The following is a 24,063-nucleotide window of genomic DNA, read 5'->3' on the forward strand; positions in this document are numbered from 1 at the left end:
TTCATATGAATATCTATTATTAGCCATACAAAAAACACCTCCGAATTATGTTATTTTATCAAATAAAAATAATCATTTTATCGAAAGTGCTTTTATTTATCTGTTCAATATTATAACTTCAGTTCCTTATCCTATGGCTTTTTTGTTTGGTCTTATTTCTTAGGTAATCTAAATGATAGTAAGAAACCGACTACCGCAACCCCTAGCATTAACCAGAAACCAAATTGGTAACCGGTAATTTGAGCACCAGCAGTTGAAGCATGGCTACTTGCTAGGTTTACCCCTAAAGTAACGACAGTCATTGAGATGGCGGTTCCAAGTGATCCACCAACTTGTCTGATGGTTGAAGAAGCAGCGTTACCGTCTGTTTCGTATTGAGTTGGTAATGAGTTAATTCCATCCGTAAATGTGTTCATCATTACTAGTGCTACCCCGACCATTCTTAAAGCGTAGCTCACAATGATGATGGATAGACTAGATGATGCATTGAAGACAACCATTGGAATTGATCCGATTAAGATGAATGCAAAACCAATAATGGAGACTTTTCTAACTCCTAGCTTGTCGTACAAGCCACCTGAGATTGGGTTGAAGATTCCCATCAAGATGGCACCTGGCATCATGACTAATCCAGCAACCAATGCTGAAACCATGCGTGAGTTTTGTAAGTACAATGGCATTACCAATTCGATGCCGACCATTGCGATGTTACTTAAAGTACTTAGCAATGTTGTTAGGTTAAAGTTGTGGTTTTTAAAAATGGACATGTTAATCATTGGTTCGTCCAGGTGATTTTGTCTGTATACGAATCCTGCAATTGCAGCAATTCCAATCAAGCCGATGATTGAAATAAGAAGGTTTAAGTTACCAGTATTCCCAATTTCTGAGAATGCGTATAGCAAACCACCGAAACCAACAACAGATAGTAATAGTGATACAAAGTCGAGCTTAGTCTTCTTGATTTCATTGATGTTTTCAGTGAAGAAGATCCCGACTACTAGGATAATCACTGAGATGATGCTTAGTAGTGCAAACAAATCACGCCAACCAAAGTATTCAAGAATAATTCCTGACAATGTAGGTCCAACCGTTGGTCCTAATGCGATAACCAGACCGGTGACTCCAAGTGCTAGTCCACGTTTTTCAGGTGGGAATAGCAATAGGATTACGTTTTGAATGAATGGCATCAATAATCCAGCGGCAATGGCTTGAACAAAACGACCAAGTAGCAAGATACCAAAGTTGGGTGCTACCCAGCCGACTACAGATCCGATTAAGAATAGCGTAATCATGAACAAGTAGTTGTACTTGGTCTTGAAGTTATTGAATACCCATGACGAAATCGGAATCATCAAACCAACAACCAATAGGTATCCGGTTGATAACCATTGAACTGTGGCTTGGTTGATACTAAATGAGTGCATGATATTGGTTAACGCGTTGTTAAATAATGTTTCCGCTAATAGTGCCATGAATGCCCCGAACAAAATCACGGCCATCATTAAATTACGTTTTTTGATGTTTGCCATTAGTATTCACTCCCCTTTAAATTACTAATTACCTTGTCTAACATTCTGTTCAAATCCGAAACTTCTTTTTCCGATAGTCCATCAGTTAAAAATTTTTGTTTATCAACCAACATCTTTTGAATTGCAGAACTCTTATCGTTCATAAGTGATAATCCGTTATCAGATAGTTGGACCTCAATTTTTCTTTTATCTTCTTTAGATTGATTGGTGTTAATCAAGTCCTTGTCCAGCATGCGCTTAATGACATTGCGCATTGTCGGATGACTTGAGTGCATCACTGATGCCAATTGATTTTGTGTGATGACCTCATCCTTGTGATCAAACAGATAAGTCATGACAGCGAACTGTGTATTAGTTAAGTTACTTATTACTGATTTAACTTCTTTGTCGAAGTGGGCTCCTGCCAAGTTACTAATGACATTTATTTTGATGCCAAAATTATCCTTACTAAAAAGCACTAACATCCCCCCTTAAATTCGAATAAGTGTAGCTTGCTACACTTTTTTATTTTATGCAAACAAAAAAGACCCAAGATATAATCTTGAGTCTTTTTTCGGAGTGAGTAATTAATCAATAGTTTTTTATCTAATCACCATAACTGATACTGGTGAGTATTTTGCCATGTAGGCAGCTTGGCTACCAAAGTGACGAGCTAAGCCCTTCTTTGATTCTGATCCAACGATCAATAAATCAGGGTTAACCTTAGGAAGCACATCCTTGATGATGGTTTCCCCAGCTTCACCGGTTGATGCAATAATATCAACATCGGCTACACCGGCAGCTTCAGCAGTTTGCTTGTATTTTTCTAGATGTTTTTCTAAATCTTCATACTTACCATGAACAAATTGTCCTGATAATGATTGGAAAACATTGATTTCTTCATCTTCTAGTACTGAAACGATGGTTAGCTTTGCGCCTTCTGATTTAGCACGTGAAATCGCGTACTTGAAAGCTAATAAAGCGTCATCTGAATCATCGACAGCAACTAAAATATTCTTGAAATTAATTTCGACGTCCATGTTTTGCATAATTTTCGCCTTCTATTCTTGAATTTTTTATTTTAGTTTTCTCTGTTTCTTAAACGTCTGTTACCTAGGTATAGTTCAACTAATGTCCAGATTAGTAGAAGAATGATAACAACGTTAATGATGTTAGCAATTACACCAGCTTCTGCGTTTTGAGCAGCAGTTGGGTTGTCACTGAAGAAGCCAGCAACGGCAGGTTGCATGTTAATTGCGTTTAAGTAAATTAACACGATAACTGAAATCCAACCTAAAATGTTAACCCATAATCTGTTCTTGAAACGGTTACCCATTTCTTGACCGCTATTAGTCATCATTAACAATGGAAGCATTGAGAATGGTAATGCGAATGCTAAGAAAATTTGTGAGTTTTCAATCAAATCGTTGATCGCAGCATGTTGTTTTAGTGTTGATTCACCTGCTGTCAATAGCACACAGATAAGCACTGGAATAACTGAGATTAAACGAGTAATTAAACGACGAGCCCATAGAGGAACCTTCATGTTAACGAAACCTTCCATGATAACTTGTCCTGATAAAGTACCAGTAATGGTTGAGTTTTGACCTGAAGCAAGCAATGCTACAGCAAATAATGTTGATAGAATACCAGACTTAGCAACACCAATTAGAATTGGGTTTGATAGCATCTTAGTATTGTTTAAAGCATCGAATAGACCAAAGAATGATGTATCTTGAACGGCACCAGTCTTAAATACGGCCACACCCATGATTAATAGTAAAGCGTTAACGAAGAATGCGAATGTTAATTGGATGTTTGAGTCCCAAGTAGCAAAACGAACAGTTCTTGCAACGTCTTCTTCATCGTTGTGATCGATAGCTCTAGTTTGAGCAATAGCTGAATGTAGGTATAGGTTATGTGGCATAACAGTAGCACCAATGATACCTAAAGCACCTGATAGTGGAGTCATTCCAGCAACTGGATGACTGCTTGAGAATGTACGTTCAGTTGGTACTAAACCTTTAATAGCGCCAAACCAATCTGGGTTTGATAGTACAACTTCATAAATGAAGACTACTAAGATAACAAGGATTAAACAAACAACAATTGCTTCAATCTTTCTGAATCCCACTTTAGTTAATAATAGCAATAATAAAACATCAAATACGGTAAGGAATACCGCTAAGATTAGAGGAATGTGGAATAAAAGATATAAGGCAATGGCCCCACCGATAACTTCGGCGATATCAGTAGCCATGATTGCTAATTCAGTCATAATCCATAGAACAACACCAAGTGTCTTTGAGGTTCTTGAACGAATGGCTTGTGCCAAATCCATCTGACTCACGATTCCAAGTTTAGCCGCCATGTATTGAAGTAACATCGCAATCAAACTTGAAATTAAGATGACAGACATCAATAGGTAACCAAAGTTTTGACCCCCTGTAATTGATGTAGCCCAGTTACCTGGATCCATGTAACCAACCGCAACTAATGCACCTGGTCCAGAGTAGGCGAATAAAGTTTTCCAGAATCCCCAATCCTTCGGAACTTTAATTCCACCGTTAATTTCTTCTAGTGAAGGACCGTTGGCATATTCAACGAAGCCCTTTTTTTCATGTGAAACGTTTTCACTCAAAGTTCTTCACCCTTTCTATTTTTAAGAACAATACAATTGTACACTACATTTCCCCCTTTTTAAACATTTTTTTAGGTACTACTGAAAAATTACTCTATCAAGTATAGAAAATATATCTATTAAAGACTTAATACCATGCATGTTTCCCGAACATTAAAATGGATTTGACTTTCTTTCATTAATGTTTCATAATACTTGATAATTTTAATCAAAATTAAATTAACGTTGGGGTGGAAAAATGCAAACAATCGATTTACTTGTTCAAAATGGAAAAGTTTTAAACGTATTTACAAACAGCTTCGAAATTAATGATATTTTCATTAACAATGGCAAGATTATTGCTGTCGGCAATCATCCAGAGTTAAAAGTTAAGGAAATTATCGACGCTAACAATCAATTTGTCGTTCCTGGTTTTATTGATTCACACGTTCACATCGAAAGTTCACTAGTCACTCCATCTGAATTGGGTAAGGTGTTAGTACCCATGGGTGTCACTTCTATCGTCGTCGATCCACACGAAATCGCAAACGTTTCTGGTGCCAACGGGATTAAATACATGATTGAAGATGCCAAACAAACTCCACTGGAAGTATTAGTGATGTTACCTTCATCAGTTCCCGCTACTAGTTTCGAACATAACGGTGCGACTTTGACCGCGAAAGACTTGCACCCACTATATAATGAAGAATCCGTAATCGGTTTAGCCGAAGTAATGGATTACCCAGCCGTACATAATAAGGATAAAGACATGATGGCAAAGCTAAAGGATGCCCTAGACCACGGGTATCAAATCGACGGTCACGGTGCCGGATTATCCTTGGAACAACTTAAGGAATATCGTGAAAACGGCATTACTACCGACCACGAATCAGTCAGTTTAGAACAAATGAACGACAGACTTGCTGCCGACATGAATGTCTTCTTAAGAGAAGGAACCGTCGAAAGAGATTTACAAAACACCATTCAAGCAGTTACTGAAGAAAATTCCGATCGTTTTTCATTCTGTACTGATGACAAGTTCATCACTACAATCATTAGAGAAGGTAGCATTAACTTCAATATTAAGTTAGCGATTCAATACGGACTAAAACCCGAAACTGCATACAAGATGGCCAGCTACAACGCTGCGGTTGCTCACAAACTAGATAAATTAGGCGCCATCAAGGAAGACTACCAAGCAGATTTAGTCATCGTCGATCACCTAGACCAAGTCGACGTTAAGACCGTCATCAAAAACGGTAAGGTCATGACCGAAGAAAGTTTTAACACCACTCCAATTGAATTTGACGAAAACTGCGTCCACCAAAACCTATCAGTTGATGATTTAAAACTACCTTTAAACTCAAATAAATGCCACGTAATGGGTGTAATCGCAAATCACATTGAAACTACCCACTCCATCCAAGAAGTTCCGATAGAAGATGGTTATTTCAAAACTGATTTAAAAAACGATGTCCTATTAATGGTCGACGCGGAACGTCATCATCAACTAGGCACCTATGGCTTGGCATTGGTTCATGGTTTCAACATCAAAAACGGTGCCATTGCCACTACTGTCGCCCATGATTCTCACAACATCGTCGCTGTCGGAACTACCAAGGAAGCCATCTACCGCGCAATTCAAGAGGTTACCGCCACTAAGGGTGGAATTGCCGTTGTCGATGAAGAAAAAACTTTAGCTACCATGCCACTACCGGTTGCTGGATTAATGTCTGATAAGTCATGGCAAAAAGCCAGCCACGAACTAGAAGAAATTGAAGCAGCGTTTAAAGAAATTAGTGATGGTGTCGATTTCGACCCATTCATCACTCTATCATTCTTAACACTACCCGTAATTCCAACATTAAAACTAACCGACCAAGGTCTATATGACTTCGATCAACAAAAAATCATCAGTGTAGAAGCTGAATAAAACAAAAAAGCTTATCCCGCTAAGGATAAGCTTTTTTAGTGCAATATAATAATAGTCTAAATAATAATTACCATCGAGAATGCTTTTATTATAAGGAATGAAAAGTATTACGATTTTGGGATAAATCTGCGTGACGGAGATGCATCACCGATTGCTTGAATTCTCGAAATAACTACCAATTGCTTTTTTTGACCATTACGTCTTAATAAAAGAATTGCTACTTAAATACATCTTTAAATGCAGCATCTAAATACTAGAGAAGGTTCAACAACTTTTAAAACGAAATTCATACGAAACTGTCATTATCAAAGCTTACGTGTACGTTATGAAACATAACTTAATAAATGATTGGGGGAATTGACTGATCTGTGTGTCTACCATCACACAGAACAATACATAATCATATGAATCAGAAATAATAAATAATAGCTAAACACTATGTGTCCTAATGGATTAACCTCAATCAATAAAAGGAGCAATGCTAATGGTTAAAAGCATCACAATGATCCTACCAAATCATTGCTGCTAGATATCCATCACAAAGTTATTGATGAGAAATAGTCTCTCAAGTTAGACTATTTACTCCTATTAAGAAGTAATCAACGAAAAGTGCATTATTTAGATTGCTTAAATTGTCTTAGGTTTGCGTATTTGACATACAAACCATAACAATATGCATTTACGATATAAACAATATAGATAACATATTGATTCATCATCCAACTGCCATTCGTCCACCGAATTTTTTCATCGCGCGTTATAGAAAAAATAAGAATAGTAATTGAATCAAAATATTAAATACAGAGCTTATAAAGATGTAAACTCCACAAAAGTGATCATCTACATGCATCACCTGAGGAACAATTTTGTATTGTAGCACTGCTTTTACATAATTTGTAGTTATAATTCAGTTAAGTTTTAATTAATGATTATAGGGTTAAAACATTGCAATATCACCTTTTATCATTTTACTCTTAGTTTTATTTTTCCGTCTTGTACGGCATAATCACAGAAAACATAATGGATAAACTTAGTGTTAACTAATAGCAAGAAGATTGCATCGGGCATGACACAATTTCTCTTTCTTAGTTATAAATATAAATAGTTTTTAATTATCATTTTTATCTTTTCTAAAATTACTCACATTTTAAGCGCAAAAAAAGAGCGAAATTTTTTCGCTCTTTTTATAGAAAGTGGACATGATAAGCTGAAACAAATTGAGTGTAAGCTAAAATCAAGGCCAAAATTCCAGTCGCAATCTTGATGAATTTAACTGGTAGCACACGCACAATCTTTGGTCCGATATATCCACCGATGAAAAAGCCAATTCCTAGTGGTAGAACTAGGATCCACACAACGTGTGAGAAAAGTGAATAGTAGACGGTTGCCACGATGTTGGCAGCCCCCATCGCTACATTTCTAATTGCGTTACTTACAGTGTATTCATTATATGTAGTTCTAGTTAGTAGGACTAATAATAAAATTCCTGATGCAGCGCCAAAATATCCGCTGTATGCACCAATTAAATATGTAAGGACAATGATGGCGATATTCTTTAGCCAAGTCCATGGCGTATCTTTTTTGGCTACAGGATTAAAGTTCAATGCACCCTCGGTATTTTCGTTCACTTCTTTCTTGTCTGGAAGTAAAATCATTAAACCACCAAAGGCAATAAAGAATGGCACGATATGGGTAAAACTAGATGATGGAAGTGCAGTTAGCAAAATTGCCCCTGTAATTCCACCAAAGAAGATGATAACCATAATCTTAAATAGTTCCTTCCAGTGACCTCTAAGTTCACGGGTGGAAGAAATACATGATCCAACGGCATTAAACATTAGTGATGCCTTGTTAACCACGTTTGCAGAAACGGCTGGTAGTCCAGCAAAGTATAGCAATGCGGGATAAGATACTAGTGATGATAATCCAGTAACTGTTCCCAAGATTCCTGCGACGATTCCCACAGGAATAAACAATAAAATAATCCAAATACTTACACCTAAAATAGTAATGACTTCTCATCTCTTTTTCTACTAAAATAAAATCATAATTTCATATTAACATTTTTCGAATAAAAGAAAAGGATAAAAAAGCACCTACCGTTATAAATAACAATAGGTGCCAAAATTTCATCTTTAGAAGAAGTAGAATAAGTGAATACCGTAAGCTGATACGAATTGAGTGTAAGCTAGGTATAGCGCTAAAATACCAGTAACAATCTTGATTAACTTAACTGGTAATACACGAACCATCTTAGGTCCAACGTAACCACCAATTAGGAAACCAATACCTAGAGGAATAGCTAGTGCCCAGTAAATGTGGGTGTTACCGTGTTGACCATACTTGAATGAGTATAGGATAGTACCGATAACGTTAGCTGAACCCATGGCAACGTTTCTAATTGCGTTGTATACAGGGAATGGATCTTTACTTGTTCTTGATAGAACAGCTAATAGGATAACACCAGCAGCAGCACCGAAGTAACTACCGTAGATACCAATAACGAAGAATAGAACAATCATTCCGAAGTCTACAAGCATTTTCTTTGATCCGACAGTGTCTTCTTCAACTACCTTAGCAGTAGGTGCTTTTGTAGTGTCCTTACTTGGTAATAAGATACCAATACCAGCAGCTGCAATAAATACAGGTACTGCGTATTCAAAGTCCTTTGATGGTAAGAATGTTAGTAAAATAACACCAACGATACCACCGAAGAAGATGATAGTCATAACTTTGAATAGTTCTTTCCAGTGTCCATCTAATTCGCGCTTTGATGAAACAGCTGAACTTACTACGTTAAATAGTAATGCGGAAGTGTTAGTAATATTTGCTGAAATTGGGTTTAAAGCACCCCAATATAATAGCGCTGGGTATGAGGCAAGTGAAGCTAGTCCAGTTACTGTACTTAAGATACCGGCAACGATACCAACTGGAATGAATAATAGCAATGTCCATACACTAAAACCAAAAATAGTGATAATGAAAAACTCCTTTTATTTATCAATTTAAAATCCAATATATAAATTTATACATCTTATTTAGATTAAATACAACCCCTTAAAAACGCCAAAACGCTGACAATGGCCAGCATGTCAGCGTTTTCATAACTTAAAATTTTTTCAAATTATTACGTGTTATTGATTGATTTTCAATTGAGAAGTACTTTCCGTCAACTTAATGGTTCCAGTCTTTAGCTTTCCATCACGGTAATACTTGATACTTACTGTTGATCCAAGTTTTTGACTGTATAGAATGTTCTTCACTTCATCTTGGCTAGAAATCTTCTTACCAGCAAGTTCAACAATCACGTCGTATTTCTTCAATCCGGCGTTTTCAGCAGGACTGTTCTTAGTAACTGTGTAAACCACTACCCCGTTTTCAACGGATGATGGTAGTTTTAGGATTGATTTTTGTTGGCTAACGGCAATGTTAGTTAAGTCAACGTATTGAATTCCAAGGGCTGGACGTTCAATTTTTCCGTTCTTAACTAGTTGATTGATAATCTTAACCACTTCGTTACTTGGAATAGCAAAACCAATTCCTTCAACGCTAGTTCCTTCACTATCAGAAGCTAACTTCATTGAGTTAATTCCGATAACTTGTCCAGCTAAGTTAATCAATGGACCACCTGAGTTACCTGGGTTGATTGCAGTATCAGTTTGGATAACTGTGGCAGTGTTACCTGTAGCTTGTCCGTTTGAACCAGTCAATGGAACTTCACGCTTCTTAGCAGAAATAATTCCTTGGGTTAAAGAAGAAGCGTAGGCAGAACCTAGTGGTGAACCAATTGCTAGAGAGGTTTCACCAACTTTAATGTTGTCAGAGTTACCAAATGAAGCGACTGATTTGATCATACTTCCGTTAATCTTCAATACAGCTAGGTCGGTCACACTATCGGTACCAACTACCTTGGCTTCTAATTGTTTTCCATTGCTCAACAGCACTTGGATTGCTGATGCTCCAGAAACAACGTGGTTGTTGGTTACGATATATGCAGCATTACCACTCTTCTTGTAAATCACACCAGAACCTTCACTGTTAGCTTCTAGTTTGCTAGAACTCTTTCCTAGCATAGAATCAAATGAACTTGAACTGGTTGATTTTAAATTGATTACAGAAACAACTGAGTTCTTAACAGCTTGGTAAGCTTTTTCAGATTGTGATTGAACATCAACTTTCAAATTAGATGTAGATGCAGTGCCTCCGGCATTAGATCCTGATGGTACAGCAACGTCCACACCGGTACTTTGCAATAAACTAGCACCACCATAGGCAATTCCTCCACCTAGTAATCCAGCTACTAAGGCGATTAATCCTGTTTTTAAGACAAATCGGTCACTTTTTTTCATAAGGTTTTCCCCCTATCAATTTTATTAATCTTATTATATTCAATAATCTTAAATCAAACTAAAGTGTAAATAATTTAGATGCCTTTTCAACATCAGTATCCAATAAATCAAAATCGGTGCCTACACCAAAATCGTTTTCTTCTAACATCGATGCAACGGTTAGATGGGCTAATTCCCTCACGTTATTGTGATGGCTTCTGTGCCCGATAAATATGCGTTTAGTGTCATATCCGATACATTCCATTAGTGAGTTGGCACCATCTTCATTAGATAAATGTCCTTCATCACTCATGATGCGTTGTTTCAATGACCATGGGTATTCCCCACTTCTAAGCATTTCAACGTCATGATTACATTCCAAAACATATGCGTTAGCGTTATTAATAACACCAAAGATGTGATCTGAGATGTATCCAGTATCGGTTAGAACAACGAAGCTCTTGTTGTGATGATGAAAATCATAGAACTGCGCTTGGGCTGCATCATGGGAAACAGCAAAGCTTTCAATATCGATATCACCAAAATTCATTACCATGTTTGGTGGGAAGATATTTTTTTGTTCGTTTGGAATTTCTCCAATGGTTTCATGCATTGCATCCCATGTTGGTTGGTTCGCATACACATTAATTTGTGGATAGCGTCTAGCCAATACCCCTACGGCCTTACTATGGTCGGTATGCTCATGGGAGACCAACAACATGTCGACATCCTTCATTGAGCGATTGATTGAATTCATCAATCTTTCGATTCTGACACCACTCAAACCAGCGTCTAATAGTATTTTATGTTGATTAGTTTCAATGTAGGTTACATTTCCCCCACTTCCACTAGATAAAACACTGATTTTCATATCGTCTGCTTCGTTGTTCATTTTAATCCTCTTTCTAAAATTCTAATTCGATTTGGTAGCTGATTGAGTCGAGCTACTACCATCCAAGATGGCACCATTAAAGGCGTTGATTCTCTTAGCTACTACTGAAGAGGAATCAGAAGTGGTGTATCCAATCACCCAAGTTGGGATTAGAACAATGTTGTTCTTAATTGATAATAGTTGGGTGTAGTACAAGCGAACCCATTGAATCTTTGAATTATCAGGGATTTCGTTGTATTGATACAACCATACTAATGCCTTTGCCGGTGATATAATGTCGGTTTTTTCACGTAAAATGCTGACATCATCCATGTAACTTTGCGTATATCCTTCTAGTAGGTGATCACTACTGATATCGAAGGTGATTTGTCCATGCTTGGTCCCATATAGTAATCCGTCAGATGTTTTTTGTGAGTACACAATACTGTTCTTGGTAGATAAATCAGAATTGTATTCATATTCCGTACCATGTGAAACGAAAGCTGGTTTCTTCATCAACTTATCTAAAATATCACGATAGTCCCCGGAATATAGACCGATTGGTCGTTTGAAAGTACTTCTTAAAATGTGATTTGCGTAAGTCACCTTTTGGTTAGACAACTTATTTACATCTCTGTGTAAAGTGTCATCGTTGACTGCAGATAGATAGTATCCGGTTTGACCACTTGTAGATAGTTTAGGTGCTACAGTGATTTGATCATTTTGCATTTGCTTAATGATTTCGGTATCACTACCTTGATTACTATTTTCGGTTTGAAGATGTGAATTTTCTCTGAATAAAGAGAATAAGAAGACATCAATCATTACGAAGATAATCAAGAAAATGATTTGTATCTTTTTAAAGTCCATGTAGCTTTCCTCCTATCTTATTGTGGTCCCTTTGATAACATTTGGGTGTAATTCATGTACTTACCGTTGTATTTAACGAACCATGTTGGTTGTAGAGTAATCAAGATATCAGATGACTTTGTATTACTCCATTGGTAAGCCAATTCAATATCTGTAATCTTATTAGCACTGTATCCGTGATTACGTAGGCTATTCAATAATTCATCTGTGGTAATTAGTTTAGTATCCTTACGTCCGGTTGGTACCGGGATTTGAAGGGTATTTAGTGAGAAGTTGTACTTCAAAGAAGTGTTGTCAACTAGTCTCATTTCGATTGCCCCATAAGGAGTTTGATCGAAGATTGGGAAACCTTCAACGTAGTTTCTATATACAACACTAGAATTATTAGCATCGTAGTCGAAGAAACGAATGTTGGCTAAGGTATCGCTAACTAGTAGTTGGGAAATATTTTGATATGAGTCCTTCAAGAACTGAGTCATATTGGTAGAAATATTTCCTGGATGACTATCGTAGTAATTTACCTCGCCGTCATTTGAAAATGATAACTGACGAGAGTTTTCATCATTGTAAACCGTTGAATTACGGTGACGTTTTACACTGATATCTTGTGAATCAGATAATAGTCTTGTCACATAATAATTTTGTGAAGTTCGATTAATCAAGTATCCATATTGAGGCATTGTAAATGACTTATAAAAATCAATAAATGGTGTGTGATTAATCATCTTCATTTTGACCGGAATTGCTCTGACGTTGTCTTCAATAACCTTTTGAATTCCCTTCACGTTGGTATCATCAACATGAATTTTGTAGACCTTGTAATTATGGTCTGAGAATAGGTAAATATCATTACTATCATCAAACGGAATCATAATTCGATTGATGGCAACGTTTGGTAACGATTTAAAACTGCTACTGATGTATTGACTAACGATTTTTAAATTTAATGAATCCGGATAGTTCAACATTACGGAATCATCGGTATTTAAATACTTAAGATAATTCTTTTCGTTGCTCTTTAGTTCAGTAAACTTAGGGTTCTTGTAGTTGTTCATTTGTTGGCCAATTTCAGTTGTTAAGTTAACAGATTGGTTGGTTAGAACATATTGATTTCCGGAATCTTTGGTTCTAATCACTTGAGTAGGTGAATAGATTGTCGACATTGGTTTGGCATCAATTTGACTACTTTGCGTAGAAACTTTTTGACTAGAACGGTCGTAATGCGCCGGATTAATCAAAATGGAGGCAGAAAGGGCAAAACTAACTACAACTGCAATCGTTAATAATGCTGGTAGTATAAAATATTTAATCTTCATCCCATAAGTCCTCCTCGATTGGTTCGTATGGTAGTGAGATGTAGAAAGTAGAACCTCTATTTTCGGTACTTTCTACCCAAATCTTACCGCCAAGTGCTTCAACCACTTCTTTGGAAATTGCTAGTCCAAGACCTGTTCCACCTTGCGCTCTAGAACGTGCCTTATCAACACGGTAGAAACGATCAAAGATGTGAGGAATTGAACTCCTTGGAATTCCCAATCCTTGGTCTCTGACACTCAAGATAACGCTGTGTTTTGTCTTGTATAGTGAACAAGTGATTACTCCCCCATCAGGAGAATACTTGATAGCGTTGTTCATTAGGTTATCGATTACTTGGGTGAATCTGTCGGTATCGACTTCTACCCATAGGTCTTGTTTAGTAAAACGACGTTCAATACGGTAATGCTTGTTAGGTTTTTCGTTATTATTGTCGTCAGACTTAATAATCATGTCGAAACGATTCAAAATGTAATTGTATAACTCGGTAATATTAACAAGTTCCTTATCAATCTTTTGGGTTCCTGAATCCATTCTAGATAAAGTTAATAGGTCATTAATCATTCGAATCATACGGTCAGTTTCTTCTTGAGTAACCTTCAAGAAGTTTGGCGCAATTTCAGGATCCTTCCAGGCACCATCTTGTAGGGCTTCAATGTATGAATGCACACTGGTTAATGGTGTTCTTAATTCGTGAGAAACGTTTGAAACGAATTCCTTACGGTCGTTATCAATCTTTTGTTGTTCAGTAACATCATGTAGCACACAGACTAAACCAGATACGAATCCAGAATCTCTTTGAATTAGTGAGAAGTGAGCATGCAAAATTAAATCATGATCTTTGTCAGAACGGTCAATGATGGTTTCATCGGGATTTTCAATTAAGTCACGTAGACTGTATTCTTTTCTGATGTCCAAAATATCTAAGATTGAGTTGCCTAGCGCATCTTTTTCTGTCGTTTCTAGGAAACTAGCTGCTTCATCGTTCATGATGATGACGTATCCACGACGGTCGGTCGCAATAACCCCATCGGTCATGTTAGTTAGGACGGAATCCAGTCTTTGACGTTCTGATTCAGTTGATTCTTGGGACTCTTCAACCTTAACTGATAGGTTGTTAACCGCATTGGCAAGTTGGCCCAACTCATCACGACCATAAACGTGCACTTGACCGGAATAATCCCCTCTTGCGATTTGTAATGTTTGTTTCTTCATTTCATCAATTGGTTTAGTAATCGCCTTTGAAATAACGATGGAAATTAATAAACCAGATAAAATAGCGACCATCGCCGCAACAACGTAAATAATCGTAATTTGGTTAATTTCGTTGTAAACGGTGTTTAGATTAGCGTGCACATAAACAACACCGACTAATTCATTATTACTACTCTTGATCAGCGGTGTGATGACAGTATAATAACGCGAACTATCACCCGGGTTACTAGTGATTGAACTAGATGAACGACGGTTGATAATCGCGTTTTTAATGTCGGTTCTGAAGTTTTTCTGACCAACTGAACTTTGATCACCGACTTCGTTGGTTCCACGGATGGTGTTCTTCGCATCAACAACTTTGATTTCAGTGTAGTTATTGCTATCAATATTAGATAGTAACGACTTAATTTTCACGTTGGCCTTGGTAGTACTTGAGCTAGAAAGTTCATTAGTTAAGGTTGTGTTTACGTAAGTAGGCACCTGAACTTGTTTTTTAAACGAAGCCATATTTTTGTTTTCCAATTGGTTAACAAAAACGGCCCCAACAATTTCTAGGGTCACCAATAAGATTAGCGCAAGCACAAGCGCAATTTTAAAATGAATTGATTGAAAATACTTAATCTTACTATTCACCGCAAACTACTCCTTAGTTCTGTCGATTATTCTTGTTCTGAGTTGCGTAGGTAGTATCCTACTCCACGTCTTGTGATTAGCCAGATTGGGTGACTTGGGTTGTCTTCAACCTTTTCTCTTAGACGACGAACAGTAACATCAACTGTACGAACATCACCAAAGTAGTCATATCCCCAAACTGTTTGTAACAAATGTTCTCTAGTCATTACTTGACCAATGTGTTGAGCTAAGTAATGTAGTAATTCGAATTCACGGTGAGTTAATTCAATGTTTTCACCACGTTTTGTAACGGTGTATGCTTCTGGATGAATGACAAGGTCACCAATCTTGATGTCCTTGTTTTCATTGTCAGCAACTTGACCATTATCGTTATTAGATTGACGACGTAAGTTGGCCTTAACACGGGCAACTAGTTCTCGGTTTGAGAATGGCTTAGTAACGTAGTCATCAGCACCTAGTTCAAGTCCTAAGACCTTATCTAGTTCTGAATCCTTGGCAGTTACCATGATAATTGGCATGTCATGTGTCTTTCTAACTTCTCTGGCCACTTCTAGACCGTCGACTTTAGGCAACATTAAATCAAGGATAATCAAATCAGGGGCTTCTTCTTCAACTTTTTGAAGAGCTTCTTCCCCATCGTATGCGACTACGACGTCATATCCTTCTTTTTCTAGATTAAATTTTTCAATATCTGTGATCGGTTTTTCATCATCTACAACTAAAATTTTTGCCATAATATTCTATCTCCTTAACAGGAATTGATTTGTTTTTTGTTCATATAAACGTTAACGAAATACTATCATTTCAGGGATAGTTATACTTTTATCTGTTTTTAAACCGTTAACTTACTACATTATAACACGCTTGGTCTTTTGTTTTCTAAACGTAATGTTCTTGCAATGAAGATTTAAAGTATGACTTTTTTCAAAAATTAGGGGTTGTCAAAATATTAATTATCATGCTATTATAAATATCGTTGATTTGAGGCAAGGAATTGCTAAACAGCTTGTTAATTAATTTTAAAAAAAGTGTTGCAATCCTTACTCTAACATGGTATTATAGTTTTTGTTGGTTGATAGCCAACAGATAATATTTTGGGCAGTTAGCTCAGCTGGCAGAGCAACGGACTCTTAATCCGTGGGTCCAGGGTTCGATCCCCTGACTGCCCATAACTGATAAAAAGACATCGCTTAGGCGATGTTTTTTTGTACCTTAATCATAATATGAATAATTAAAAGACGCTACTTTAATAAGTAGCGTCTTTTTTAGTATTGAGCAATAAAACTATCTAGTTTTTCCATATTTTTCTTTTGGAAATCGCAATTTAATAGGAATGGGCTTAAATAGTATTTGTTTTTTCTTCCATCTGTCTTAAAACTAAATACTTTTCTCAAAACACTATTTTTATATCCCATTTCAGAGATCGATTCCTTTGGAATAAAGATATTTTGTCCGGTGAATCGAGATAACTTATTAATTCCCATGAATAACACACCGTCTTCTTCAAATGACAAGATAAACCACTTGTCAGTGATTGCTGCATATACAGTGGATATTAGCATTCTACCCATGTTCGCAGCTTCGGCAACCACTACATTGTCTGCGGTTGGTTCAATCCCCATCGCTCGTTTATAAGCGATGACGCGATCGGTTTTAAAATCATTTCCAAAACCAATCTTCGCAGGTACTGGTGCATTATAATTAACGTTATGTATTGGTTCTTCTTGGTTACTTTCAACAACTGTTGAAGTATCTTCCATTGTCAAACTTTCGCCACAGTTAGGACAAAATTTTTTGATATTTTCTAGTTTATCGCCACAATTGGGGCAAAACTTCATTGCCATATAAATGCATTCCTCTCGTCTAAGAATCTATAGAAGATTCTTTCGATATTTTTCAAACATTAAAATCATATCATAAGATAAGCAAACAATTAGACCGTTTATCCAAAAAACATCATTATCAGCACTCTTTTTTCAAAAAATCAGAAAAATATTTTTTCTAATTTTTCACTCATTTTTTCGTAAATGATTTGCTTACTAAAACATAATCACATCAGTTACTTATCTGTCAGCATTGAAATTTATTTAACTAGAATTTCGAAATAAAAAATTAGAGAAAAATTAGAATATCAGTTGTGTTACTAAAAATAAGTGCTATACTTTGGTCAATGATAATAAAGATAAAGAGGAGGAACCATTTTTATGTTTAACAATTCAGCAATGATGTGTATGTGTATGAACAAGTTAGCACTGAGTGGTAACTCTTTTTTCATACACTTAATTTGCTGAATGCTTAAAACCTAAATTCGGGCCTTAAACAATTCAAATTAAATGTAAGGGACTACCTTCAGTGTAAATGCTGAAGGTAGTCCCTTTTTTATTATCAAAATATTTTTATGGGAGTGGTTAGTATGAGCAACATTCATGATGATTTAATCAAGGCGTTCAACAATCAAGAGGAAAGCGCGATTCCCCTTTCTGTATGGCATCATTTTACGCCAAATGAACATGTGCAAGCAGACGATAATCAATACTTTGTCGACGCTGACATTACAAACGAACCAAAGTTTGTAGAAAGCGTGGATTCTGATTTTGTGAAGCTAATGAACGACGGATTTTTCACCTACAATCTAAACAACGTTGAAAATTCAAACGACATTGATTCATTAAAAAGCATCACCGAAATCGATAAAGACAATATTTGGTTAACCAGTCAGTCAAAGATTTTAAGAGAACAAATTAAATCACTGGATTCTGACAAAATCAAGTTCAGCAACGTCTTCTCCGCCATTACATTATTCAAATGGATCTTAATCGCAGATCAACCAGATGTAGACGTGGAAATTGCAAATGGAAAATTTGCGGATTTGTATGAAAAAAATCCGAAAGTTGTTATCCATGCACTTGAAGTGATTAACGAAGACATCAAGAAACAAATCAAAGTCGGTCACGACGCAGGAGTTGATGGCATCTTCTTCAGCACCCAAGAAATTCAAGACGACCGAATTGATAAAGAATTCTTCGATAAGGTTCAAAAACGTTTAGATGATGAATTGATTGAATATATCAATCAAAACTTCGACATTGGTATTTTACATATCTGTGGATTCGCCGGAGCTCAAAATCACCTTGAATGGTTCGTCGGCTACGACTTACCCGTATTCAACTGGGCAACCAAGTTCGACGGTTACTCACTTAGTGAAGGTAAAAAACTATTCAAGAACAAGGTTGTTCTTGGAGGCCTAGGTAACACTGAAAACGATGTGTTAGTAACTGGTAATAAAGAAGAAATCCAAGCAGAAATCGATAAATTATTAGATGAAACAGGAACAACTGGCATTATCATCGGTGCAGATTGCACGGTGCCACGCGATACTCCTGACGAACATATCAGATGGGCTGCAGAAGCTGCCCACACCTACAACCAAAGGAAAGGAAGTTAAAAATGACGTTATTAAAGATTGATCATCTGAAAAAGAGCTTTAATAAAAAGACAATTTTAGAAGACGTTAATCTAGAGATTAACAAAGGTGACGTGATTGCGGTAATCGGGCCCAGTGGTTCTGGTAAGACAACGTTTTTAAAAAACATCAACCTACTTGAACATCCCGACAGCGGAACCCTATCAATAGAAGATAAAAAACTAGACCTAAGTCACGTCAGCACACAAGATGAATTATGGCTACGCCGTCATATCGCGATGGTTTTTCAAAACTACGCTTTATTTAAAAATAAGACCGCTTTTGAAAACATCACAACTGGTTTAATTTACGGTAAACACCTGGATAAAAAAGAAGCCGCAAAGATTGCTGAAGAAGAATTGAAGCAAGTAAACATGCTTGATAAAAAAGACTTCTACCCTTCTCAATTATCCGGTGGTCAACAACAAAGAATTGGGATTGCGAGAGCAACCGCTCTTAAACCATCGGTAATCTTATTCGATGAACCAACATCTGCTTTGGACCCTGAACTAGTTGGAACTGTTGTTGACGACATCGATCAACTAGCGAAAAACGGTCAAACCATGATTGTGGTAACGCATTTAATCTCATTTGCTAAACGCATTGCCAACAAGGTTATCTTCTTTGAAGACGGTGAAATTTTATCCGCAGGAACTCCTGAAGAAATCATAGACAACCCTAAGAATGATCGAATCAAAAAGTTCTTAGAAGCCGTATCAAGAGATAAATAAGAAAGCAGGTGAATAACATATGAGTCTGTCAGAAATAATCAAGAATCTATTATCAGGACTACCCAATACACTATTTATTCTGGTTACTTCATTTATCATTTCCAGTGTCATTGGATTATTCGTAATGTGGCTATCACTTCAAAAGGATAAGATATCCAAAGCTATCGCCAAAATATATACCGGTTTATCACGAGGAACCCCACCATTATTAGTACTACTATTATCCTACTATGAATTTCCTCGTTTACTAGGCTTCGTCGGTATCGATGCCAACGACTGGAGCAAGAATTTCTTTGCCATCTTTGGTCTAGCAATCGGATTTGGTGGCTATATGGGTGAGTTATTCAGATCAGCATACAACGACATTGACGACAGTCAATTCGACGCGGCATATGCTGTTGGTATGAACAAAAGAGATGTCTTAAAAGTAATTATCATCCCTCAAATGTTCACCATCGCCCTTCCTAATATTCAAACGATGTTTCTAAGCTTTTTAAAGGCTTCATCACTGGTATACGTCATTGGGATTGCCGACATGTACAGAAATGCGACAACCTTAGCTAACGTCAGCCAAGGTGTATACCAACTAAAGATTTTCATCGTATTAGGATTGCTATATTGGGTAATCACATTAGTTTTTGAATTTTTATTCAATCTATACATTAAAAAACACAACTATAGTTAGGGGGTGAAACTTATATGAATGTTAATTTCATGATTGAATCAATGCCAAAATTACTTTCCGTCCTACCAGTTACTATTTTCCTATCGGTTATCGGAGTGATTTTTGGTTTAATTTTGGCCATACCGATTTCTATCGTTCGTGAAAAACGGATACCGGTATTAGCACAAATATTTGATGTATATATATCACTGTTCCGTGGAATTCCAATTATTGTCCAAATCTACATAGTATATTATGGACTGCCAAGATTATTATTCTTGCTCAATCAAAACAATACCGGCGCAAAAGGTTTCACCATGCCCAGCATGATTATTGGAATCGTGGCGTTTGCTTTAAATGCCTCGGCAAATCTATCCGAAGCATTCAGATCTGCTTATCACGGTGTCGATAAATCACAATATGACGCTGCGATATCCGTTGGTCTAACGAAGTCGACAACATTTAAAAAAGTGGTCATTCCCCAATTGATTCCTAACTTCATTCCAAACTTTACCAACATCCTACTTGATTTAATCAAGGATACTGCACTGGTATATAACATTGGAATCGTTGAAATCATGGGTCAAGCCAATATTTTAGCTTCATTTAGTTTCAACTATCTAGAAGCATACCTAGATGCATTAGTTATCTACCTAGTTGTATGTTTCATATTCGCGAGTTTACTTTCATTATTAGAAAACAAAATTAAACAACATGTATTTGCATAAAGAATGGAGAGATTTATATGTCAAAAAAAGGTTATATTATTTCAGGAATTATTGCTGTAGCTGTAGTAGCAATTGGTGCAGCTCACTTCTTATCACAAAACTCACAAAAAGCATCAAAGAATCACGTTCAAGTAGTTAATGTTGCCGGTGTTGCCGACAACCGTCCTTACACTTACGCCGATGGTAATAAAATTGGTGGTTACGACGGTGAATTACTACGTAAGTTAGATGCCGATTTGCCTCAATACAAATTCAAGTACTCAACCACATCTCAAAATTCACTATTCGTTGGTTTATCAAGTGGTAAGTACGATTTAGCATCATCTGGTTTCTGGTACTCATCAAAACGTGCTGAACAATACCTATTCTCAAACCCAACAGCGATTGCTGATTTACGTTTAGTATACCGTTCAGGTGAAAAGAAGATTACTAGTTTCAAAGACATCGCTGAAAGAAATCTTAAGTTAGCTCCTATCTCAAGTGATGACGCAAGATACAACTTCATCGAACAATACAACCAAGATAACCCTAAGCACAAAGTTAACTTAGCAGCCATTGGTGACATTAGTTCAGGTGACACTTTGAAGCAACTTCAAGAAAAACAATTTGACGCCGTCTTTTACCCATACCAAGCATTCATTGGCGTTCAAAAAGCTGGTGGCGCAAAGGGCTTAACAGTATCACCTTCAATCGGTGTTAAGAACGACTACATCGTTGCAAGTAAGAACGACAAGAACAAACAACTAATCGATGCCATCAATAAGGATCTAAAGAAGCTTAAAGATAGCGGATACCTAGACAAGCTTTCAAAGAAATGGTTGGGTGAAGATACATTTAAACTTCCACACGCTGAAGAAAACTTTAAGAACAACAAGGGTTAAAAAAAAAGCATCCTGAATTTAATCAGGATGCTTTTTTTATAGGACCATCAAGAATATTAATAGGTTCCAAATCATGTGCATGATGATTGGTGCGATGATCCCGTTTGATTTATTTCTAGCTAATCCAATAAAAATTGCCACAATTGCGTGTGTGATAAAAATGAATGGATTGAATAACGAATGAGCTAATCCAAAGAATAGTGATGAAATAATTAACGCCGTGTTTAAGTTGGTCGTCTTATTTACGTAAGTGAAGATTAATCCTCTAAAATATAGCTCCTCGACAATTGGTGCCAAAATCACACTAATGATAATGAAGAAATATTGTAATCTAACATCAGTAAAGCTCGTCATGTGAACTAGTTTTTGATAAATCGTCCCGTTAGGCGTCCCACTCATTAGCATTAATAAAGTCACAACCAAAATCATTTCAATTGTATATACAATAATCTTTTTAGAAAAATAATTATCTTTGAACAAGCTAGTAAATTTATCCCTAATGATTAGTCGATACAAGACTATCATCACACCAATTACGACTATGATGGCGAAGATAACTTGGAATATCAACACCCAAAAGTCGCCCCCACTGAATGAATTAAGCGGATAAGAAATCAATCCAACAAATGGCGATAGGATTAATAATCCAATTAAAATTAATATTCGTTTTAAAATTGTCATAACCGTTTATCCACGTTACGTGGAATTCTCCCCCCTCGTTTGTTTTTATCTTCATCTTAGTTTATAGACAAAGCTTTTCAATATTAACGGGGGATTATTTATGAAAATTTAAAAATATTTTCTAAATATTGCTTAATCCACCGATAAATTAACAAAAGTAGACATATTTTTAATTGAAATAATTCATCTTTCTTCATATTTATAGAACTAATCTCACCGATATTTACAGTATTTAGATTTGTGTTTATAATCTCAGTAAACAAAACGAAAGGAAAATTAAGTGAATTATATTTTAGCAATTCCTATTATTTTATTAACTGCTCTAATTACTGGAAAAATATTCTCTAGAATCAACCTACCTCCAGTAGTTGGACAGTTAGTGGCCGGTATCATAATCGGCCCCGCAATTTTGAATCTAGTGAAACCAACGAATTTAATTTCGTCATTGGCTGAATTAGGCGTGATCTTATTAATGTTTATCGCCGGTTTAGAAAGTGATTTAAAACTACTCAAACAGTATTTCAAACCCAGCATTGTCGTGGCCATAATGGGCATTATTTTCCCAGTTATCGGTATTTTTTATACCAGTAAGTTGTTTGCTTTATCAAACATTGAAAGTCTATTTATCAGTGTTATTTTTGCCGCAACTTCTGTATCAATTTCAGTTGCTGTACTAAAGTCAATGAACGCCCTAAATACAAAATCAGGAGTCACAATCCTAGGGGCAGCTGTGGCAGATGATATTCTTTCCATCTTGCTATTAAGCGTCTTTATTACATTTACCGGTGTTAGTTCAACACATGGCAGTCAAAATATCTTCGTTTTGATATTAATGCAAATTGGATTCTTTATTTTCGTTTGGATCTTATTAATCTTAGTCAAAAAATTCAAAATTAAAATCAATCATACATTGGCACCAATAGTTGGTTTAATCGTTTGTTTATTATTATCCGCTTTGGCAGAACACGTTCAAATCAGCGCAATTACTGGAGCATTTTTTGCTGGTATATTGATTGGACAGACTAACTACAAAGAATACGTTGACCGCCAAATAAATCAGTTTGGTAACTTATTATTTATTCCAATTTTCTTCGTCAACGTTGGTCTTAACATGAATATAAGTGGAATCGTAGAAAACGCATCACTATTCATCGTGCTATCAATCGCTGCCGTTATAACGAAGTTCTTGGGAGCATATTTAGGATCTCGTTTCTTTAAATTCACTCGATTATCAGCAACCGAAATTGGTGTCGGAATGATTAGTCGAGGTGAAGTTGGTTTAATTATTTCTGAAATCGGTTTGAAAAATAATCTAATCTCAGATAATTACTACTCAACAATCATCGCTTCAATCATTTTAACCACAATTCTGGCACCATTGTTACTAAAACCAATCGTGATGAAAATAAAACAAATATAAAAAGACACCCCATGGTGATGTGCACCCCAAAAGTTGTACATTATTATATTGTTTTTCCTAGGCGGAAAGTTTCCGATATTGAACCGGTGACTTTCCGCCTAGTTTTGTTTTAATACGATGATTATTGTAATAATCAATCCATATTTTCATTGATGAAATTAAATCCTCTTTAAAGTCATAATTACAGTCCATGATTTCAGCTT

The 24,063-nt window shown here is 36.3% G+C and carries 22 protein-coding genes, 1 tRNA gene and 1 pseudogene; 8 read left to right on the forward strand and 16 right to left on the reverse strand.

The annotated features are described in order from the left end of the window. Window positions 1-152 precede the first annotated feature (152 nt). The 4 genes from ACOMA7_RS06870 to ACOMA7_RS06885 all read right to left on the reverse strand — a co-directional run bounded on the left by ACOMA7_RS06870 (window position 153) and on the right by ACOMA7_RS06885 (window position 4,149). Window positions 153-1,529 carry an MDR family MFS transporter gene (locus tag ACOMA7_RS06870; RefSeq protein WP_414827198.1) on the reverse strand — a complete coding sequence of 459 codons (1,377 nt, stop codon included), beginning with the start codon at window positions 1,527-1,529 and terminating at the stop codon, window positions 153-155. After that, window positions 1,529-1,987, reverse strand: a complete 459-nt coding sequence (locus tag ACOMA7_RS06875) for a MarR family winged helix-turn-helix transcriptional regulator (RefSeq protein WP_421392883.1) — start codon at window positions 1,985-1,987, stop codon at window positions 1,529-1,531. The genes ACOMA7_RS06870 and ACOMA7_RS06875 overlap by 1 nt, the downstream gene beginning before the upstream one ends. A 123-nt stretch (window positions 1,988-2,110) precedes the next feature. Next, window positions 2,111-2,557 (reverse strand): universal stress protein, encoded by a 447-nt coding sequence (locus tag ACOMA7_RS06880; RefSeq protein WP_051592174.1) that lies wholly within the window; start codon window positions 2,555-2,557, stop codon window positions 2,111-2,113. A gap of 32 nt (window positions 2,558-2,589) precedes the next feature. Continuing rightward, window positions 2,590-4,149 carry an Nramp family divalent metal transporter gene (locus ACOMA7_RS06885; protein ID WP_421392886.1) on the reverse strand — a complete coding sequence of 520 codons (1,560 nt, stop codon included), beginning with the start codon at window positions 4,147-4,149 and terminating at the stop codon, window positions 2,590-2,592. A 238-nt stretch (window positions 4,150-4,387) separates the two neighbouring features. Between ACOMA7_RS06885 and ade the strand changes: the two genes are divergently transcribed. Next, entirely contained in the window at window positions 4,388-6,061 is a 1,674-nt protein-coding gene (gene ade / locus ACOMA7_RS06890) for an adenine deaminase (RefSeq protein ID WP_421392889.1), read from the forward strand. Window positions 6,062-7,245: 1,184 nt separating this feature from the next. Here ade and ACOMA7_RS06895 read toward each other — a convergent pair. From ACOMA7_RS06895 to yycF, 8 genes are all read right to left on the reverse strand, one after another. Further along, entirely contained in the window at window positions 7,246-8,037 is a 792-nt protein-coding gene (locus ACOMA7_RS06895) for a sulfite exporter TauE/SafE family protein (protein ID WP_421392892.1), read from the reverse strand. A gap of 159 nt (window positions 8,038-8,196) precedes the next feature. Beyond that, window positions 8,197-9,009 (reverse strand): sulfite exporter TauE/SafE family protein, encoded by an 813-nt coding sequence (locus ACOMA7_RS06900; protein WP_203619766.1) that lies wholly within the window; start codon window positions 9,007-9,009, stop codon window positions 8,197-8,199. Window positions 9,010-9,195: 186 nt separating this feature from the next. Beyond that, on the reverse strand, window positions 9,196-10,410 hold the full coding sequence (locus ACOMA7_RS06905) for a S1C family serine protease (protein WP_421392896.1): 1,215 nt from the start codon (window positions 10,408-10,410) through the stop codon (window positions 9,196-9,198). Window positions 10,411-10,468: 58 nt separating this feature from the next. After that, the gene (locus ACOMA7_RS06910) at window positions 10,469-11,281 is read right to left on the reverse strand and encodes an MBL fold metallo-hydrolase (RefSeq protein WP_138727300.1); all 813 of its coding nucleotides are present in this window, start codon (window positions 11,279-11,281) and stop codon (window positions 10,469-10,471) included. Window positions 11,282-11,302: 21 nt separating this feature from the next. Next, entirely contained in the window at window positions 11,303-12,130 is an 828-nt protein-coding gene (locus ACOMA7_RS06915; RefSeq protein ID WP_421392900.1) for a two-component system regulatory protein YycI, read from the reverse strand. A gap of 17 nt (window positions 12,131-12,147) precedes the next feature. Then, window positions 12,148-13,446, reverse strand: coding sequence for a YycH family regulatory protein (locus ACOMA7_RS06920; RefSeq protein WP_138727298.1), 1,299 nt, complete (start codon window positions 13,444-13,446; stop codon window positions 12,148-12,150). Continuing rightward, window positions 13,436-15,292, reverse strand: a complete 1,857-nt coding sequence (gene walK, locus ACOMA7_RS06925; protein WP_138727297.1) for a cell wall metabolism sensor histidine kinase WalK — start codon at window positions 15,290-15,292, stop codon at window positions 13,436-13,438. The genes ACOMA7_RS06920 and walK overlap by 11 nt, the downstream gene beginning before the upstream one ends. 26 nt (window positions 15,293-15,318) lie before the next feature. Then, window positions 15,319-16,029 (reverse strand): response regulator YycF, encoded by a 711-nt coding sequence (yycF, locus tag ACOMA7_RS06930; RefSeq protein ID WP_203619770.1) that lies wholly within the window; start codon window positions 16,027-16,029, stop codon window positions 15,319-15,321. 359 nt (window positions 16,030-16,388) lie between these two features. Between yycF and ACOMA7_RS06935 the strand changes: the two genes are divergently transcribed. Then, window positions 16,389-16,461 (forward strand) — tRNA-Lys (locus ACOMA7_RS06935). Window positions 16,462-16,557: 96 nt separating this feature from the next. Here the strand turns inward: ACOMA7_RS06935 and ACOMA7_RS06940 are convergent. Further along, complete coding sequence (locus tag ACOMA7_RS06940) at window positions 16,558-17,052, reverse strand: hypothetical protein (protein WP_421392916.1); 495 nt, start codon at window positions 17,050-17,052, stop codon at window positions 16,558-16,560. 12 nt (window positions 17,053-17,064) lie between these two features. Then, a pseudogene (locus tag ACOMA7_RS06945) lies at window positions 17,065-17,136 on the reverse strand (zinc-ribbon domain-containing protein); the annotation flags it as partial. Between the two features lie 569 nt (window positions 17,137-17,705). On the opposite strand from ACOMA7_RS06945, the gene ACOMA7_RS06950 reads away from it, so the two are divergent. From ACOMA7_RS06950 to ACOMA7_RS06970, 5 genes are read left to right on the forward strand one after another with little or no spacing between them, the layout of a single operon-like run. Further along, window positions 17,706-18,737, forward strand: coding sequence for a uroporphyrinogen decarboxylase family protein (locus tag ACOMA7_RS06950; protein WP_190238381.1), 1,032 nt, complete (start codon window positions 17,706-17,708; stop codon window positions 18,735-18,737). Between the two features lie 2 nt (window positions 18,738-18,739). Beyond that, entirely contained in the window at window positions 18,740-19,486 is a 747-nt protein-coding gene (locus ACOMA7_RS06955) for an amino acid ABC transporter ATP-binding protein (protein WP_054605195.1), read from the forward strand. A gap of 19 nt (window positions 19,487-19,505) precedes the next feature. Next, entirely contained in the window at window positions 19,506-20,171 is a 666-nt protein-coding gene (locus ACOMA7_RS06960) for an amino acid ABC transporter permease (RefSeq protein WP_203622129.1), read from the forward strand. 14 nt (window positions 20,172-20,185) lie between these two features. After that, entirely contained in the window at window positions 20,186-20,878 is a 693-nt protein-coding gene (locus tag ACOMA7_RS06965) for an amino acid ABC transporter permease (RefSeq protein WP_421392907.1), read from the forward strand. 17 nt (window positions 20,879-20,895) lie between these two features. Further along, window positions 20,896-21,759 (forward strand): transporter substrate-binding domain-containing protein, encoded by an 864-nt coding sequence (locus tag ACOMA7_RS06970; RefSeq protein ID WP_054605192.1) that lies wholly within the window; start codon window positions 20,896-20,898, stop codon window positions 21,757-21,759. 36 nt (window positions 21,760-21,795) lie between these two features. On the opposite strand, the gene ACOMA7_RS06975 is transcribed toward ACOMA7_RS06970, so the two are convergent. Further along, complete coding sequence (locus ACOMA7_RS06975) at window positions 21,796-22,440, reverse strand: CPBP family intramembrane glutamic endopeptidase (RefSeq protein WP_421392910.1); 645 nt, start codon at window positions 22,438-22,440, stop codon at window positions 21,796-21,798. Window positions 22,441-22,720: 280 nt separating this feature from the next. Between ACOMA7_RS06975 and ACOMA7_RS06980 the strand changes: the two genes are divergently transcribed. After that, a complete protein-coding gene (locus tag ACOMA7_RS06980; RefSeq protein WP_203619762.1) occupies window positions 22,721-23,860 on the forward strand; it encodes a cation:proton antiporter in 1,140 nt (379 codons plus the stop codon). A gap of 57 nt (window positions 23,861-23,917) precedes the next feature. Here ACOMA7_RS06980 and ACOMA7_RS06985 read toward each other — a convergent pair. Continuing rightward, the coding region (locus ACOMA7_RS06985; protein ID WP_421392913.1) for an IS3 family transposase at window positions 23,918-24,063 on the reverse strand (146 nt) is incomplete at its 5' end.

The sequence above is a fragment of the Apilactobacillus intestinapis genome (assembly GCF_049166695.1).
Lineage (GTDB): Bacteria > Bacillota > Bacilli > Lactobacillales > Lactobacillaceae > Apilactobacillus > Apilactobacillus kunkeei_C.